18 protein-coding genes are annotated in these 16689 nt (G+C 64.7%); 11 read left to right on the forward strand and 7 right to left on the reverse strand.

The window, feature by feature from the left end; genetic code table 11:
- Positions 1-44 precede the first annotated feature (44 nt).
- Positions 45-1073 carry a uroporphyrinogen decarboxylase gene (gene hemE / locus HOY44_RS13145; protein WP_287435149.1) on the reverse strand — a complete coding sequence of 343 codons (1029 nt, stop codon included), beginning with the start codon at positions 1071-1073 and terminating at the stop codon, positions 45-47.
- 102 nt (positions 1074-1175) lie between these two features.
- Between hemE and hemC the strand changes: the two genes are divergently transcribed.
- Positions 1176-2135, forward strand: coding sequence for a hydroxymethylbilane synthase (gene hemC / locus HOY44_RS13150; protein ID WP_287435151.1), 960 nt, complete (start codon positions 1176-1178; stop codon positions 2133-2135).
- Positions 2136-2140: 5 nt separating this feature from the next.
- Here the strand turns inward: hemC and HOY44_RS13155 are convergent, their stop codons facing one another.
- From HOY44_RS13155 to hemN, 4 genes are all read right to left on the reverse strand, one after another.
- The gene (locus HOY44_RS13155) at positions 2141-2404 is read right to left on the reverse strand and encodes a hypothetical protein (protein WP_287435153.1); all 264 of its coding nucleotides are present in this window, start codon (positions 2402-2404) and stop codon (positions 2141-2143) included.
- Positions 2405-2482: 78 nt separating this feature from the next.
- The gene (locus tag HOY44_RS13160) at positions 2483-2638 is read right to left on the reverse strand and encodes a hypothetical protein (RefSeq protein WP_287435155.1); all 156 of its coding nucleotides are present in this window, start codon (positions 2636-2638) and stop codon (positions 2483-2485) included.
- A gap of 75 nt (positions 2639-2713) precedes the next feature.
- On the reverse strand, positions 2714-4087 hold the full coding sequence (locus HOY44_RS13165) for an FAD-binding oxidoreductase (RefSeq protein ID WP_287435157.1): 1374 nt from the start codon (positions 4085-4087) through the stop codon (positions 2714-2716).
- Positions 4088-4117: 30 nt separating this feature from the next.
- The gene (hemN, locus tag HOY44_RS13170; RefSeq protein ID WP_287435159.1) at positions 4118-5473 is read right to left on the reverse strand and encodes an oxygen-independent coproporphyrinogen III oxidase; all 1356 of its coding nucleotides are present in this window, start codon (positions 5471-5473) and stop codon (positions 4118-4120) included.
- A 61-nt stretch (positions 5474-5534) separates the two neighbouring features.
- On the opposite strand from hemN, the gene fnrL reads away from it, so the two are divergent.
- Positions 5535-6275 carry a transcriptional regulator FnrL gene (gene fnrL / locus HOY44_RS13175; protein WP_008331127.1) on the forward strand — a complete coding sequence of 247 codons (741 nt, stop codon included), beginning with the start codon at positions 5535-5537 and terminating at the stop codon, positions 6273-6275.
- Positions 6276-6315: 40 nt separating this feature from the next.
- Here the strand turns inward: fnrL and HOY44_RS13180 are convergent, their stop codons facing one another.
- On the reverse strand, positions 6316-6702 hold the full coding sequence (locus HOY44_RS13180) for a hypothetical protein (protein ID WP_148912456.1): 387 nt from the start codon (positions 6700-6702) through the stop codon (positions 6316-6318).
- A 140-nt stretch (positions 6703-6842) separates the two neighbouring features.
- Positions 6843-7685, reverse strand: a complete 843-nt coding sequence (locus tag HOY44_RS13185) for a universal stress protein (RefSeq protein ID WP_287435162.1) — start codon at positions 7683-7685, stop codon at positions 6843-6845.
- A gap of 248 nt (positions 7686-7933) precedes the next feature.
- Here HOY44_RS13185 and ccoN point away from each other — a divergent pair, with 248 nt between their 5' ends.
- The 9 genes from ccoN (at position 7934) to ccoS (ending at position 16651) form a co-directional block, all read left to right on the forward strand.
- Complete coding sequence (gene ccoN, locus HOY44_RS13190; RefSeq protein WP_287435164.1) at positions 7934-9532, forward strand: cytochrome-c oxidase, cbb3-type subunit I; 1599 nt, start codon at positions 7934-7936, stop codon at positions 9530-9532.
- A 14-nt stretch (positions 9533-9546) separates the two neighbouring features.
- Positions 9547-10299: a cytochrome-c oxidase, cbb3-type subunit II gene (gene ccoO, locus HOY44_RS13195; RefSeq protein ID WP_008331123.1), complete on the forward strand. Its 753-nt coding sequence runs from the start codon at positions 9547-9549 to the stop codon at positions 10297-10299.
- A gap of 11 nt (positions 10300-10310) precedes the next feature.
- Positions 10311-10496, forward strand: a complete 186-nt coding sequence (locus HOY44_RS13200; protein ID WP_287435166.1) for a cbb3-type cytochrome c oxidase subunit 3 — start codon at positions 10311-10313, stop codon at positions 10494-10496.
- Positions 10493-11356, forward strand: coding sequence for a cytochrome-c oxidase, cbb3-type subunit III (gene ccoP / locus HOY44_RS13205; protein WP_287435168.1), 864 nt, complete (start codon positions 10493-10495; stop codon positions 11354-11356). Before HOY44_RS13200 ends, ccoP begins: the two co-directional genes overlap by 4 nt.
- 148 nt (positions 11357-11504) lie before the next feature.
- Entirely contained in the window at positions 11505-12014 is a 510-nt protein-coding gene (locus HOY44_RS13210) for a GNAT family N-acetyltransferase (RefSeq protein WP_287435170.1), read from the forward strand.
- Positions 12015-12363: 349 nt separating this feature from the next.
- Complete coding sequence (gene ccoG, locus HOY44_RS13215) at positions 12364-13800, forward strand: cytochrome c oxidase accessory protein CcoG (RefSeq protein WP_287435172.1); 1437 nt, start codon at positions 12364-12366, stop codon at positions 13798-13800.
- Positions 13797-14291, forward strand: a complete 495-nt coding sequence (locus tag HOY44_RS13220) for a FixH family protein (RefSeq protein ID WP_353806645.1) — start codon at positions 13797-13799, stop codon at positions 14289-14291. The genes ccoG and HOY44_RS13220 overlap by 4 nt, the downstream gene beginning before the upstream one ends.
- Positions 14292-14294: 3 nt before the next feature.
- Positions 14295-16493, forward strand: a complete 2199-nt coding sequence (locus tag HOY44_RS13225; protein WP_287435174.1) for a heavy metal translocating P-type ATPase — start codon at positions 14295-14297, stop codon at positions 16491-16493.
- Positions 16490-16651: a cbb3-type cytochrome oxidase assembly protein CcoS gene (gene ccoS / locus HOY44_RS13230; protein ID WP_008331113.1), complete on the forward strand. Its 162-nt coding sequence runs from the start codon at positions 16490-16492 to the stop codon at positions 16649-16651. Before HOY44_RS13225 ends, ccoS begins: the two co-directional genes overlap by 4 nt.
- Positions 16652-16689: the final 38 nt, after the last annotated feature.

Consider the following 16689-nt stretch of genomic DNA (forward strand, 5'->3'; position numbering starts at 1 on the left):
CCCGCGCCGGTCCGTTTGCTGTTCGTGGTCGCCCCCGGCGCGCCTTAGGCGGAGCGCACCGCCTCGATCATCCGGGCGACGTTGTCGGGGTCGGCGTCGGGCGTGATGCCGTGGCCCAAGTTGAAGATGTGCGGGCCGCCGCGCAGGGCACGGGTGATCGCCTGTGCTTCGTCCACCAGCGCCTGACCGCCCGTGACCATGTGACTGGAGGCGAGGTTGCCCTGCACGCAGCCGTCGGGCTGGACGTGTTTGGCGACCCAATCGGCTGAGACCGAGTTGTCGACCGCCACGCAATCGGCCCCGGTGGCCTTGTGGAAACCGATGTAACGCTCGCCTGCCTCACGCGGGAAGGCGATGATCGGCAGGCCGGGATGGCGCGCCTTGAGTTCCGCGATGATCCGTTTGGTTGGTTCGAGCGCGAAGTCGTCGAAATCCCGCCCCTTGAGCGAGCCGGCCCAGCTATCGAAGATCTTGACGGTTTCCGCGCCCGCCTCGACCTGTTTCGACAGGTATTCGATGGTCGCTTCGGTGATCTTGTCGATGAGCCGGGTGAAGAGGTCGCGGTTCGTGTCCTTGAGCGCGTGGGCCGGGCCCTGATCCGGGGTGCCGCGCCCCGCCACCATGTAGGTCGCGACTGTCCACGGCGCACCCGCGAAACCGATGAGCGCGGTTTCGGCGGGCAGTTCGCGCGACAGGATGCGCACGGTTTCGTAGACGGGGCCGAGCGTGTCGTGAATGTCGTCCTTGCCGCCAAGCTTGGCGAAATCCTCTTCACCCTCGATGGTCGAAAGGCGCGGGCCTTCGCCGGTGACGAACCACAGGTCGGCGCCAAGCGCCTGCGGCACCAGCAGGATGTCGGCAAACAAGATCGCGGCGTCGAAACCGAAGCGGCGGATCGGTTGCAGCGTCACCTCGGCGGCAAGCTCGGGGTTGTAGCACAGCGACAGGAAATCGCCCGCCTTCTCGCGCGTCGCGCGGTATTCCGGCAGGTAACGGCCCGCCTGACGCATCATCCAGATCGGGGGCGTCGGCAGGGGTTCGCCCGCCAGTGCGCGCATGAGAAGCTTGGTCATCGGTGATCCTTATCTACGGCCCCGCGTGGGTCCACCGTCTGCGGCCTCATGTCAAGCGGCGGGGGCATGGACAGGGCCATTTGCCGCGTCTAAACGAGGTCCATGACGCCAAAACTTCCCGACCCGACCAAACCGCTCAAGATCGGCACCCGTGGCTCGCCCCTGGCGCTGGCGCAGGCTTATGAAACCCGTGATCGGCTGGCGGCGGCCTTCGACCTGCCTGAGACCGCGTTCGAGATCGTGGTCATCAAGACGACCGGCGACGACCGGGCGATGATCGCGGCGGATCGGCCCTTGAAGGAGATCGGGAACAAGGGGCTTTTCACGCGCGAGATCGAGGATCAGCTTCTGAACGGTGGGATCGATCTGGCGGTCCATTCGATGAAGGACATGCCGACCGAACAGCCGCCGGGCCTGACGCTCGACTGCTACCTGCCGCGCGAAGACACGCGGGATGCGTTCATCTCGCTGGGCGGCGGCGGCATTCACGGGTTGGCCGAGGGGGCCGTGGTCGGCACCTCGTCCCTGCGGCGCAAGGCCCAGTTTCTGAACCGGCGGCCTGATCTGAAAGTCGTGGAGTTCCGGGGCAACGTGCAGACGCGGCTGACCAAGCTGCGCGACGGGGTGGCCGAGGCCACGTTCCTCGCCATGGCAGGTATCACCCGGCTGGGGATGCTGGACGAGGTGCCGCATGACGCCATCGCGCCCGAGGATATGTTGCCCGCCATCGCGCAGGGTGCCATCGGCATCGAACGCCGCTCGCACGACAGGAATGTCGCCGACATGCTCGAAGCGATTCACCATGGCGGGACCGAGCGGCGGCTGGCGGCGGAACGCTGTTTCCTCGCCACCCTCGACGGGTCTTGCGAAACGCCGATTGCAGGCCTGGCCGAGATCGACGGCGGCACGCTGCGCCTGCGCGGGGAAATCCTGCGCACGGACGGGTCCGAGGCGCTGGCGGACGAGATCAGCGGCGCGGTCGAAGACGGGCCGGACATGGGCCGGGCATTGGCACAGAAACTGCTGTCGCGCGCCGGGCCGGATTTCTTCGACTGGAAATAGCGCGGCTATTCGACCGGGCCGAGCACCACGTCGAAGGTGCCGCTCACGGCGAGCGGATCGTTCAGGTCGATGTCCCGGCCGTAATTCTCGCTGATCCCCATTTCGCCCGCGAAGCTGCCCGAGACGGTCAATTCCTCACCCGACGCGCTTGCGGTGTCGGGGGTGATGGACAGCCCGCCCGCCTCATCGGTGGAATAGAGCTTCACCCGCTCGTCCCCGTCGATCCGCGTCAGGCTCGCCTCCGGCGCATTCGCGCTGCCGCCGACCACTTCGAACCCAAGCGTGAGGATGCCGTAGGCTTCGCGCGTTGCGTCCGTCTCGGGCCGGGCGTAGATGTTGACGCTTGCTTAGGTTTCCGAGCCGGACCAGTCGCTTTGATCGGCCCAGAGTGTGAAGCTGTGGGTTTCACCGGCGATGTCGAGCGTCAGGGTGCCCGCCTCGTCGGCAAGCACGGCACCGGCGGATGCCGCGACCGCAAGCGCGCATATGATTGTCCGAAACATGATCGCTCCCTGCAAAAGGTTCAGAGGTTCGCGATCATCCCTAACATATCTCGCGCGCCCGCGCGAAATCCGGGGTCAGGCCGGGATCACCTTGCCGGGGTTCAAGATGCCCTTGGGATCCAGCGCGGACTTGATCGAGCGCATCACGTCGAGCGCCACCGGGTTCTTGTGCCGTTCCATCGACCCGAGCTTGTAAAGCCCGACGCCGTGTTCGGCGGAGAACGAGCCGCGCATGTCGGCGACAAGCCCCTCCATCGCTTCGGACAGACGGACCTTGAGGTCCGAGTCGTTGGCCTCGCTATAGGCGACGTAATGGATGTTCCCATCGCCCAGATGCGCGACACAGGTTTCCTGTGCCTTCGGTTCGATCTTGGACAGACGGTCGCGCATGGCCGCGAAAAAGTCGCTCAGGCGATCCACGGGCAGGGCGATGTCGCCCATAAGCGCGGGGGTGGTGGCGAGCGTCACCTCGGCGGCGGCTTCGCGCCGCTCCCACATCGCGGCGCGCTGCGTGTCGTTCTGGGCGATCACGGCGTCCGCGATCAGGCCCTCTTCCAACGCCGCCCCCAGCACATCCTCGAAAAGCTCCGACAGACCCGCATCGCCCGCAAGCTCGACCAGCACGTTCACCTCATGCGGCGCGTCGAAGGGTTCGCGCGCGCCAGCGATCTGGGCCAACTGCCGTTCGATATAGCTGCGCGGCATGTATTCGCAGGCTTCGACCGCGCCACCCGACGCGGCTTGCAGGCGGTTCAGGACGGTCAGCGCGGCATCCAGCGACACGGGCGCGAGCATCGCGGTGACGGTATGGGCGGGCTTGGGGGACAGCTTCATCACGGCGGCGGTGATGATCCCCAGCGTGCCCTCGGCCCCGATCATCAGGTCGCGCAGGTCGTAGCCGGAGTTGTCCTTGTGCAGCGCGGTCATCAGGTCCATGACCCGCCCGTCGGCAAGCACCACCTCGATCCCGAGGCATTGCGCCCGCGTGTTGCCGTAGCGCAGGACGTTCGATCCGCCCGCATTGGTCGACAGGATGCCGCCGACCATCGCGGAACCGCGCGCGCCGAATACGACGGGAAACACGAGGCCCGCGTCATCCGCGGCGTCGCGCAGGCGGTCGAGGATCACGCCCGCTTCGACGGTCGCCGTGCGGGCCGAGGCATTGACCTCGCGCACCGCGTTCATCCGCTCGACCGACAGCATGACGGCGCCCTCGTTGAACGTGCCGCCGCTGACGCCCGTGTTGCCGGAGACGGGGACGACGACCTGATCCATCCCATACGCCAGCGCCATGAGGTCCGACACCTCCTGCGTCGAGCCGGGGCGGACGACGCAGAGCGGGGCGGAATGATAGGCGCCGGTCGGATCGTCGACATAGCGCGCCATGTCGGACCCCGTCAGCACCTGTGCGCTGCCGACGATGGCAGCGGCCTGTTCGATGAAACCCATACTTTCCTCCCCGCACCGGGCGAGGAGGTCTCAGACCGCCTGACTGTGCCCGGCTTCGTTCATTTCGTAGGCGTCGAAGTAGCGGGCGATGATCCGGGCGAGGGGCCGCGCCTGCGGCTCGATCGTCAGGACACCGTCCGTGACGGACACCGTGCCGGGCAGAGTTTCGGCCAAGCCGTCGGCCAGCGCAACCGCCGTCGCCGGGTCGACCCCGACCTCGCGCGCGATGGCGGGCAGATCGACCGCGAAATCGCACAGGATCTGCTCGATCACCCGGCCGCGCAGGATGTCGTCACCCGTGAAGGCGTGCCCGCGCGTGACCGGAAGCTGCCCGGCGCGCACACGCTCCTGATAGGCCGAGGTGGCCGCGGCGTTCTGCGCGTAACCCTGCGGATAGCGCGAGATGGACGAGGCACCGATGCCGATAAGCGCCTCGGCGCTGTCCTCGGTGTAGCCCTGAAAGTTGCGGTGCATGGTGCCCGCCTTGTGGGCCTTCGACAGCCCGTCTTCGGGCCGGGCGAAATGGTCGATGCCGATTTCATCGAACCCGTCCGCCACGAAAAGGTCGCGCGAGAGGTTGAACAACTCCAGCCTTTCCTCGGGCGAAGGCAGCGCCTCGGTCGGGATCAGGCCCTGACGCCGGGCCATCCACGGAACGTGGGCGTAACCGAAAAGCGCGATGCGGTCCGGTCCGAGCGACAGCACCTTTTTGACCGAATCCGTCATCCGGGCGTTGGTTTGGTGCGGCAGGCCGTACAGCAGATCGACGTTGAGCGATTGCACGCCTCGGGCGCGCAGCCCGTCGACGGCGGCCTTGGTCACCTCGAACGTCTGCGGGCGGCCGATGACCTCCTGAATCATCGGATCGAAATCCTGCACGCCGAGCGAGGCACGGTTGAGGCCCGCGGCCACCAGCGCGTCCATCCGGGCATCGTCGATTTCGTTCGGGTCGATCTCGACCGAGAACTGCGCGTCCGCGCCCAACGGCGCCGTGTCGAAAATCGCGGCGGACAGCCGTTCGATCATACCCGGATCGAGCAGGGTCGGTGTCCCGCCGCCCCAGTGCAAATGGCTGATCGTGATGCCCGGCAGGAGGTGAGACTTAAGGGTCTCTAATTCCTGAGTGAGCGAATCAACATATGCGGCGACCGGGCTGAGTGTGCTCGTCCCCTGCGTGCGGCAGGCACAGAACCAGCACAACCTCCGGCAGAACGGCACATGAAGGTAGAGTGAGATCTGCGATCCTTGCGGAATCGCGCGAATCCAGTCGCTTACATGCGAACCACCGATGCCGCCTGCGAAGTGCGGGGCGGTCGGATAGCTCGTGTATCGGGGGACACGCGCGTCAAAAAGACCGAGTTTGCGAAGTTGCGTCAGGTTTTCCATTGGCGTAGGCTTAAATTCAACTTTCGCGCGCGACATTGATACGGATCAAATGGCCTCAGCTATGGGCTCACTTCACCTCGATCTAAAGGATTGCGGCAATTGTCCGATCCGCCACCGTGCCGTCTGTTCGCGCTGCGAACCCGACGAGCTCGAGGTGTTGGAAGAAATCAAATACTACCGCAGCTACGAGGCCGGGCAGCCGATCCTGTGGTCCGGCGATCATATGGAATTCGTGGCCTCGATCGTGACCGGAATATCGACCCTCAGCCAGACGATGGAGGATGGCCGCACCCAGATGGTCGGCCTGCTTCTGCCGTCTGATTTCATCGGCCGTCCGGGGCGTGAAACGGCGGCGTTCGACGTGGTCGCGGTGTCCGACGTGACGCTGTGCTGCTTCCGCCGCCGCCCCTTCGAGCAACTCATGACCAACACCCCGCATATCGGGCAGCGCCTGTTGGAAATGACGCTGGACGAACTGGATTCCGCGCGCGAGTGGATGACCGTTCTCGGACGCAAGACCGCGCGTGAAAAGATCGCGAGCCTTCTGCTGATCGTCGCGCGGCGAGATGCGTCGCTGCGCAAGCAACTGCCGGGCGACGGTATGGTCTTCGACCTGCCGCTCACGCGTGAGGCGATGTCGGATTACCTGGGCCTGACGCTTGAAACCGTGAGCCGCCAGATTTCGGCGCTGCGCAAATCGGGGATCATCCAGCTGGAAGGCAAGCGGCGCGTGATCGTGCCGGACCTTCAGGACCTGATCGCCGAAACCGGCGATGACGTGGACGGCGGGATGATTATCTGACGAAAGCGGCGGCGCAGTCGGACCGCGCCGCCACGCCGGATCAGACCTTGTTCGGGTCGACCGTGCGGAACGTCAGCCCGCAATTCTTCTGCTCTGACACGGACTGAATCGTTTCGAGCTGGCCCTTGAGGCTGGCAAGCTCGGTCGCGTTGGTGCCGTTGCCCCCGATGAAAAACGCGGCAGGCCAGAAAATCACCGCCGCCGCCGTGGTCGCGACCGCATCGCGGGTGGCGTTCTTGTCCTGCACCCCGGCGACGGTGTTGGCGCGGCTCGCCACCCGTTGCGCCTCGTCCGACAACTGCTTGCAGGACATGCTCTCATACAGCGCGGGCGAGACATAGGACGCTTCGATATTCGCGCTGGATTTGGCACAGGCCGACAGTGCGGCCGTGCAAAGAAGCACGGTCGTAATGGTTTTTGGATTCAATGGGTTACCCTCACTCACTGGATTTGTGACCACACGATAGCCACAGGCACCGACGCCCGCCACCCGCACGGCAAAAAAAAGACCGGTGGGGGTGCCACCGGTCAGTCCTTCAGGGAGGAAAAAACGTACTCGTCACATGGTCAATGCATGAGAAGCAGCGGGCGTTCCGTCAGCTCCAGCATATTTCGCGTCGCACCGCCGAGGATCGACTCGCGGAAACGGGAATGGCTGTAGGCACCCATGACGATCATGTCGGCGTCGATGTCGTTGCCATGCCGGGCGAGCACGTCCGCGACGCGGGGCATGGTCTTGGACAGGACCGAAAGCTCGGCCTTCACCCCGTGACGGGCAAGGAACTGGCTCAACTGCCCACCGGGGTCGGACCGTTCGGGGCCATGTTTGGGCGGGTCGATGATCGCGATGTTCACCGTCGAGGCGGCCTTGAGGAAGGGCAGGGCGGCCTTGACCGCGCGCAAAGCCTCGCGGCTTTCGTTCCAGCCGATCAGGATGCGGTCGGCCTTGTCCGGGAAGCTGTGCCCGTCGGGCTGTATCAGCACCGGCACGTCGCCTTCGAACATCGCCGCCTCGGAGATCGCCTCCATGTCGTGCCCGCGCCCCTTGGAATAAGGCTGCGGCAGAACCACGAGGTCGGAAAAGCGGGTGCGATGCGCGATTAGCTGGTTCACGGCGACCATCTGCGCCGACAGGCCGGTGGCCGACCAGTTGAACGTCGATCCTGCGAGCGTCTTGCGCGCCATATCCTCGATCGCCAACGCATCCTCGCGCGCCTGATCGAGACTGTCCTGCATCACGACGGCGGTGGCGCCGGCGTAATAGAAACCGGGCTGCGTCCGGTCGAGGCCAAGGCACAGCACGTCGAGGTGCGCCTCGTTCGCGGCGGCGACTTTCTGCGCCGCGTCGAAGGCGGACGCTGAGTCTTTGGGGTCGGTGAGAACCGTGGTCACGGTGCGGAAAGCCTTCATGGCTGCCTCATGCTGTCAGGGGCCGGAATGTAACGGCCGGACGGTGTATGAGGCCATGGTGCATAGGGTCCGAAGACCGCGCTTTGATATGTGTCAAATCGCTAATTTCACAAAGCCCACGGGGTTTTGACATGGATCAAGGTTACTGGCCCCCCAACAGGTCAAACCCCCAATCAGTCGAAAAGCGCGGACTGGGTGGGATTCGTCCTTTGTCCGAGCCGCGTAGTGACAGACAGAAGGGACGTAACATGTGGGATTACCTTAAACTGGTGATCTTCGGCCTCATTGCAATACTGGCCGCGATTGCCACCACCTATGCCCGCGATCTCGCCTACCTGGTCCACGCCATTCTGGTCGTGGCGATCGCGGCGGCGGGCTTCATCATCACCCTGCGCAAGATGGGTCATGAGAAGGCGCCGAAATCCGGGTATCTCGACGCACCGATCCGTATCGGTGTCGCACTCACCGCATTCTGGGGTGTCGTGGGCTTCCTCGTCGGAACCTACATCGCCTTCATGCTGGCATTCCCGCAGCTCAACTTCGCTTGGGCCGAGGGCATCCTGAACTTCGGGCGCCTGCGTCCGCTGCACACCTCGGCGGTCATCTTCGCCTTCGGTGGCACGGCGCTCATCACGTCCTCGTTCTATGTCGTTCAGCGCACCACCGGCGCGCGTCTCTGGTCCGACGGGCTGGCATGGTTCGTGTTCTGGGGCTACCAGATCGTCATCCTTCTGGCCGCGACCGGCTATATCCTCGGCTCCACGCAGGGCAAGGAATACGCCGAACCGGAATGGTACACGGACCTCTGGCTGACGATCGTGTGGGTCGGCTACCTGCTTCTGTTCATGGGCACGCTCATGAAGCGCAAGGAACCGCACATCTACGTCGCCAACTGGTTCTACCTGTCGTTCATCATCACCATCGCGATGCTGCACGTCGTGAACAACCTGTCGATCCCGGTGTCGATCTTCGGCTCCAAGTCGGTGCAGGTCTTCGCGGGCGTTCAGGACGCCATGACCCAGTGGTGGTATGGCCACAACGCCGTGGGCTTCTTCCTCACCGCGGGCTTCCTGGGCATGATGTACTACTTCATCCCGAAACAGGCCGAACGGCCCGTGTTCAGCTACAAGCTGTCGATCATCCACTTCTGGGCGCTGATCTTCCTTTATATCTGGGCCGGTCCGCACCACCTTCACTACACCGCGCTTCCCGACTGGGCCTCGACCCTCGGCATGGTGTTCTCGGTCGTGCTGTGGATGCCCAGCTGGGGTGGCATGATTAACGGCCTGATGACGCTCTCGGGCGCCTGGGACAAGCTGCGCACCGATCCGATCATCCGCATGATGGTCATCTCGGTCGGCTTCTACGGCATGTCCACCTTCGAAGGCCCGATGATGTCGATCAAGGCTGTGAACTCGCTCAGCCATTACACCGACTGGACCATCGGTCACGTGCACTCCGGTGCGCTGGGCTGGAACGGGATGATCACCTTCGGGATGCTCTACTTCCTGTTCCCGAAACTGTGGCACAAGGCCGGGCTCTACTCGCTGAAACTCGTGAGCTGGCACTTCTGGCTCGCCACCATCGGCATCGTGCTCTACGCCGCGTCGATGTGGGTGACGGGGATCATGGAAGGCCTGATGTGGCGTGAAGTCGACGCGCAGGGTTTCCTCGTGAACTCCTTCGCCGACACCGTGGCCGCGAAGTTCCCGATGTATCTGGTCCGTGGCTTCGGGGGTATCCTGTACCTCTCCGGTGCCCTGATCATGGCCTACAACCTCTGGATGACCGTTCGCAAAGCACCGCTGGCCGAAGCCACGACGCCTGCTGCGGCACCGGCTGAATAAGGAGGACCATAGACATGGGAATTCTTGATAAACACGCCGTCCTTGAGAAAAACGCCACGCTTCTGCTGGTCGGATCTCTCCTGGTCGTCACCGTCGGTGGCATCGTCGAAATCGCCCCGCTGTTCTATCTCGAAAACACGATCGAGGATGTAGAGGGCGTGCGCCCCTACTCCCCGCTCGAGATGGAAGGCCGGAACATCTACATCCGCGAGGGCTGCTATGTCTGCCACTCGCAGATGATCCGGCCGATGCGGGACGAGGTCGAACGCTACGGGCATTACAGCCTCGCTGCGGAGTCGAAATACGACCACCCGTTCCAGTGGGGCTCCAAGCGCACCGGGCCGGATCTGGCCCGCGTGGGCGGCCGCTACTCGGACGAGTGGCACGTCGACCACCTCGTGAACCCGCAGTCGGTGGTGCCGGAATCGGTCATGCCGAAATACGCCTACCTTCTCGATCGGCCGCTCGACGGGCGCTACATCGAGGACGTGCTGCGCACCAACGCCTTCGTCGGTGTGCCCTATACGGACGAGCAGCTCGAAGCCGCCGTCGCGGATTTCAAATCGCAGGCCGACCCGGATGGGGTGGTCTTCGAGGACAGTGATCCCGATGCCGTCGTCGAACGCTATCCGGGCGCACAGGTCCGCAACTTCGACGGTCAGCCCGAAGTGACCGAGATGGACGCGCTGATTGCCTACATGCAGATGTTGGGCACGCTCGTGGACTTCTCGACCTTCGAGCAGACCCCCGAAGACTGGATCCGGTAAGGGAGGCGATGATGGATACCTATTCGATCTTCCGAGAAATCGCGGACAGCTGGGTGCTTCTGGCCATGTTCCTGTTCTTCGTTCTCACGGTGCTCTGGGTGTTCCGCCCGGGCTCGCGGGACTTGCACAGGGACGCAGCACAGGCCCCCTTCCGCAACGATGAACCCGGCGCTGATATGAAGGAGGCCCGGCAATGAGCGACAACAAAGACCAAGTGGAAACCACAGGTCACGTCTGGGACGAGGACCTGAAGGAGTTCAACAATCCCCTGCCGCGCTGGTGGATCTGGACCTTCTACGCCACCATCGTCTGGGGCATCGGCTACACCATCGCCTATCCGGCATGGCCGCTGATCAACGGCGCGACACGCGGTGTTCTGGGCTACTCGACCCGCACCGAAGTCGCGGACGAGATCAACCGCTTCGAAGAGATGAACGCGGGCGTGAAGGCCGAGCTTGCCGCGATGGACGTGACCGAGATCGCGTCGAACGAAGCGGTGGCGAACTACGCGATCCAATCGGGCCGCGCGACATTCGCGACCTATTGTTCGCAGTGCCACGGTTCGGGCGCCAATGGCATCGCGGAAGGGAACGGGTATCCGAACCTTCTGGACGATGACTGGATCTGGGGCGGCGACATCGAAGCCATCACCTATACGGTGACCCACGGCATCCGGAACGAGGAAGACCCCGACGCGCGCTATTCGCAGATGCCCGCATTCGGAGACGACTACCTTTCGGATGACGAGATCACCAACGTGGTGGCCTATGTCATGTCCCTGTCCGGTCTCGAAGGCACCGGCGACGCGGCCGAGGGCGAGGTGGTGTTCGCTGACAATTGCACCGCCTGCCACGGAGAAAATGCCGAAGGTGACATAGATCAAGGCGCGCCGAATCTGGCTGATGCAATCTGGCTGCACGGATCGAGCGAAGCGGCAATCGAAACCTCGGTCCGGCAGGGTCCGTTCGGTGTGATGCCGAACTGGAACTCCCGCCTCGACGAGGCCGAGATCAAGGCCGTCGCGGCCTATGTACACCAGCTGGGTGGCGGTCAGTAACCGCCAGCTGGCACCAAGTTCCGGGGCCTCACTCCCCGGTACACGGCACCGACCCCTGATCCTGTTCGCGCGTTTCTCCGGGGTCGGTGCCAACTTAACGAAGGGTCGGAGGGCTGCCTCTGGCCCTTTTTCGTGCCATGTGTGGGCGATGACGGATGATCGGACATACGCGTTTCGGCGCGCCACCCCGGACGACCTGCCCATGCTGCGGCTGTGGCTGGCCGCACCGCGTGTGGCGCGTTGGTGGGACGACGAAGACCCTTTCGACGACGAGGATCTGGCGGACAAGGGGTTCCGCGCGTGGATCGTCAGCCACGAAGGGCGGGCGTTCGGGTATGTACAGGACTATGACGTGCACGGGTGGCCGGATCATCCGTTCACCTTCCTGCCCGCCGGATCGCGCGGAATGGACCTGTTCATCGGGCCTGAGGATATGGCGGGGCAGGGACACGGTTCGGCGTTGATCCGGGCGTTTTCCAACTGGCTGCTTGCGGGCGGCGCGCCCAGCGTCGGGGCCGATCCGCACCCCTCGAACGCCGGATCTATCGCGGCCTTCGCCAAGGCCGGATTCCAACCGGCGGGCCAGCCGCAGGACGGCCCGCATGGGCGCTATCTGCCGATGGTGCGGGTGGCGCGTCCGCCCGAGCGGGACGGGTGACGAGTACGGCGGACCCGAGGGTGAGCCCGCCGTAACCGTCTTAGGGACAAACCGGCCCAGAACCTGTTCGCATCTCCGAGGCCGGTAGCTTCGGTATCACATATTCGGGGCGATGCGGGAAGCGGCGCGACGGGGCGGCACCCGGTGCGACATGCCATCGCACCCTGCGCCAAGCCGTCGCACGGCCTTGAAACCCCAGTTTTTGCGGGGCCTTAAAACATACGCTGCAAAGTAAGGTTACGTTGCGTCAACTGTCCCGGTGCGGCGCGGTATGTTGATCCAAGTCAAGGCTCGGACGGGGCCTGAGACCCTAGAACCGGACAAACGCGAAACCCAGGATCGGATTCCCATGTCGACCAGTGACACCCCCGAGGCACCGCAGAAACTCTATGCCGCGCGCGAACCCGTGTTCCCGCGCCGGGTGCGCGGTCATTTCCGCGCGCTCAAATGGTGGATCATGGCGCTGACCCTTGGTGTGTACTACCTGACGCCGTGGATTCGCTGGGACCGGGGGCCGAACCTGCCGGATCAGGCGGTTCTCGTGGACCTCGCCGGGCGGCGGTTCTTTTTCTTCTGGATCGAGATTTGGCCGCATGAATTCTACTTCATCGCAGGCCTGCTCATCATGGCGGGGCTGGGCCTTTTCCTGTTCACCTCGGCGCTGGGCCGGGTGTGGTGCGGCTATGCCTGCCCGCAGACCGTCTGGACCGACCTGTTCATCCTGACCGAACGCTGGATCGAGGGCGACCGCAACGCGCGGGTGCGTCTGTGGAAATCCAAGTGGGACTTGAAAAAGTGGCGGCTGCGCCTGTCCAAATGGTTCGTCTGGCTGCTCATCGGCCTCGCGACCGGCGGCGCGTGGGTGTTCTACTTCGTCGATGCGCCGACGCTGGCGCGCGACCTCGTCACCCTGAACGCGCATCCGGTGGCCTATTCCACCATGGGCATCCTGACCTTCACCACCTTCTTCTTCGGCGGGATCGCGCGTGAGCAGATCTGCATCTACGCCTGCCCCTGGCCGCGCATCCAGGCCGCGATGATCGACGAGGATACGCTTGTCGTCGCCTATCGCGACTGGCGCGGCGAGCCGCGCGGCAAGCACCGCAAGGGGCCGGAGGCCGAGAAGCTGGGCGATTGCATCGACTGCATGGCCTGCGTGAACGTCTGCCCGATGGGCATCGACATCCGCGACGGTCAGCAGCTCGAATGCATCACCTGCGCGCTCTGCATCGACGCCTGTAACGAGATGATGGACAAGGTCGGCAAGCCGCGCGGTCTGATCGACTACATGGCGCTGAAGGACGAAACCCACGAACGGGCTGGCGGCCACAAGCGCCCGATCATGAAGCACATCCTGCGCCCGCGCACGATCATGTACACGGCGCTCTGGGCCGCCGTCGGCGTCGCGCTGACCGTCGCGCTGTTCATCCGGCCCGACCTTCAGATCACCGTGCATCCGGTGCGCAACCCGACCTTCGTGACCCTGTCCGACGGCTCGGTGCGCAACACCTACGAGGTGGGCATCCGCAACAAGCACGGGGAAAGCCGCCCGTTCTACTTCTCGCTGGGCGTGGACAGCCCGTTCACGGTAAACGTGGAAGGATCGGTCGAGACGATGCTCGTGGTCGACCCGGACACGGAAGGCAAGACCCGGCTTTACGTCACGGCCCCCGCTGGCAGCGAAGTCGCGCGCGACGACCGGACCGAAATTCGCATCTGGGTGATCGACGGCGTGACGGGCGACCGCGCGTCCCACGACACCGTCTTCAACGGGAGAGGGCAATGAGCATGACCTATGACGCCCCCGACACGGGCAAGAAACTCACCGGCTGGCATGTGCTTGCCATCTTCGTCGGCGCCTTCGCCATCATCATCGGGGTGAACGTGTTCATGGCGGTCAAAGCCGTCGGCACCTTCCCGGGGCTCGAGACGCGCAATTCCTACGTCGCGAGTCAGAAGTTCGACACCGACCGCGCCGCGCAAGAGGCGCTGGGGTGGGACGTGGCGCCGACCCTGTCGGGCGAAACCCTGATGCTGATGATCACCGATCAGGCGACGGGCCTGCCGGTCATGGTGCGTGAGGCGGGCGGCATTCTTGGCCGCGCGACCCATGTGGCCGACGACCAGACGCTGACCTTCAAGCGCACGATGAACGGCACCTACGTGGCCGAGGTCGGCGCGCTGGATTTCGGCAAATGGGAGCTGCGGCTCGAAGCCGTGGCCGACGACGGCACGCCGTTCCGCCAACTCATCGAACTCTACATTCCGAAGAACTGACCCATGGCCGCCCTTGTTTCCGCCTGTCCCGCCTGTGATGCCGCCGCGCTTGCCGAAAGCACGGCTGGCAAGGGCTATGCGGGCGATGGGGGTGAGGCCAAGCGCATCATGCTGTCGCTGCCGAAGGTCTATTGCGCGGCCTGCATCGTGGGGGTGGAAAAGGGGTTGGCCACGCAGCCCGGCGTGCGTTCGGCACGGGTGAACCTGACACTCAAGCGCGCGACGGTGGAGGTCGATCAGGATGTCGAGCCGGAGACGCTCGCGGATTACCTGACCGGTATGGGGTTCGAGGCCTATGAACTCGACGCGGGCGCGTTGATGGCGACCGAGACCGACAAACGCTCGCGCGAGCTTCTGATGCGGCTGGGCGTGGCGTTCTTCGGCATGATGAACGTGATGCTCCTGTCGGTCGCGGTCTGGTCCGGCGCGTCCGACGCGACGCGCGATCTGTTCCACTGGGTCAGCGCGGGGATCGCACTTCCCATCGTCGCGTTCTCGGCCCAGCCGTTCTTCACCAGCGCGTGGAGCGCGCTTCGGGTGAAGCGGCTCAACATGGATGTGCCGATCTCGCTCGCCATTCTGCTGGCCGCGGGTATGTCGGTTTACGAGACGATGCATTCGGGCGAGCACGCCTATTTCGACGCGGCCCTGTCGCTGACCTTCTTCCTGCTCGCGGGCCGTTACCTCGACCATCGCACCCGCGCGGTGGCGCGTTCGGCAGCGGAAGAACTCGCCGCGCTCGAAGTCCCGCGCGCGCACCGGATCGTGGGTGACGGCGAAGAGGTGGTGAGCGTTGCCGATCTTGCTATCGGAGACGTCGTGCGGGTCACGCCGGGCAACCGCGTGCCGGTGGACGGCATGGTCGAGACGGGCGAGAGCGAGGTGGATCGGTCGTTCCTGACTGGCGAGTCGCTCCCGGTCTTCGCCGGCCCCGGCGACATGCTGAACGCGGGCGAGGTGAACCTGACCGGGCCGCTCACGCTGCGGGTCGCGGCGGCGGGCAGGGATACCGCGCTGCATCGCATGGCCGATCTGGTCGCCATCGCGGAAACCGCGCGCAACAAATACACCGGGCTGGCCGACAAGGCCGCCGCGATCTATGCACCAGTTGTGCATCTGTTGGCGCTCGCCGCCTTTGTGGGCTGGCTGGTCATCACGGGCGGCGATGTGCGCCTTGCGCTGAACATCGCGGTCGCCGTGCTCATCATCACCTGTCCCTGCGCGCTGGGCCTTGCCGTGCCTGCGGTGACGACGGCGGCGAGTGGGCGGCTCTTCAAGAAGGGTATGCTCCTCAAATCCGCAACGGCGATGGAGCGGCTGGCGGATGTGGATCACGTCGTCTTCGACAAGACCGGGACACTGACCGAGGGTGCGCCGAAGCTTGAAAACCTTGGCGATCATGCCGAGGCCGATCTGATCGTGGCGCTGGGGCTGGCGCAGGGGTCGGCGCATCCGCTGGCCCAAGCCATCGCGTTCGCGGCGCGGGGCGAGGGGCTGGTGCCTGCGGCGCTGACCGACGTGCGCGAAGTTCCGGGCCACGGGATCGAGGCGCTTTGGAACGGCCAGCAGGTTCAGCTGGGCCGCGCCGAATGGGTGGGGGCGCACGTGCTTGGGCGCACCGCGACCTACCTCAAGATCGGCAAGCGGCCCGCGGTGGCGTTCACCTTCACCGACGCGCTGCGCGACGGCGCGAAAGAGGCCGTGACGGCGCTGAAGGCGGCGGGCTGTGGCGTGACGCTGATCTCCGGCGATGCCGAGGAAGCCGTGCGCGACGTGGCGTTCCGGCTGGGCATCGACGATTTCCGAGCGGGCATGTTGCCGGACGGCAAGGTGGCCGAGGTTGAGGCGCTGGCTGCGTCAGGCAAGCGGGTGCTGATGGTCGGTGACGGGCTCAACGACACCGCCGCACTGGCCGCCGCGCATGTGTCGATCAGCCCGGCCTCGGCATTGGAGGCCGCGCGAGTCGTGTCGGATATCGTGCTTCTGGGCAAGAGCCTCTCCCCCCTTGGCGACGCGCTGCTGACCTCGCGCAAGGCGACGCGGCGGATCAAGGAAAACTTCGGGATTGCAGCGACTTACAACGCCATCGCCATTCCCGTCGCGCTGCTGGGCTTCGCCACGCCTCTGGCGGCGGCCTTGGCGATGTCGGCCTCATCCATTATGGTCACGCTCAACGCGCTTCGGCTGAAAGTGGGCAAATGAACGTACTCGTGTTCCTCATCCCGACTTCGATCTTTCTGGGTCTTCTGGGCCTCGTCTTTTTCCTCTGGACGATGCGCTCGCGCCAATACGACGACCCGGCAGGCGATGCGCAGCGCATACTGTCGGGCATCTACGACGACGCCCCGCCCGAGGATTGAGGCTGCCGCGCGCAATCCACGAGATTCAATATCGCACA

Source organism: Maritimibacter sp., assembly GCF_016774595.1.
Classification (GTDB): domain Bacteria; phylum Pseudomonadota; class Alphaproteobacteria; order Rhodobacterales; family Rhodobacteraceae; genus Maritimibacter; species Maritimibacter alkaliphilus.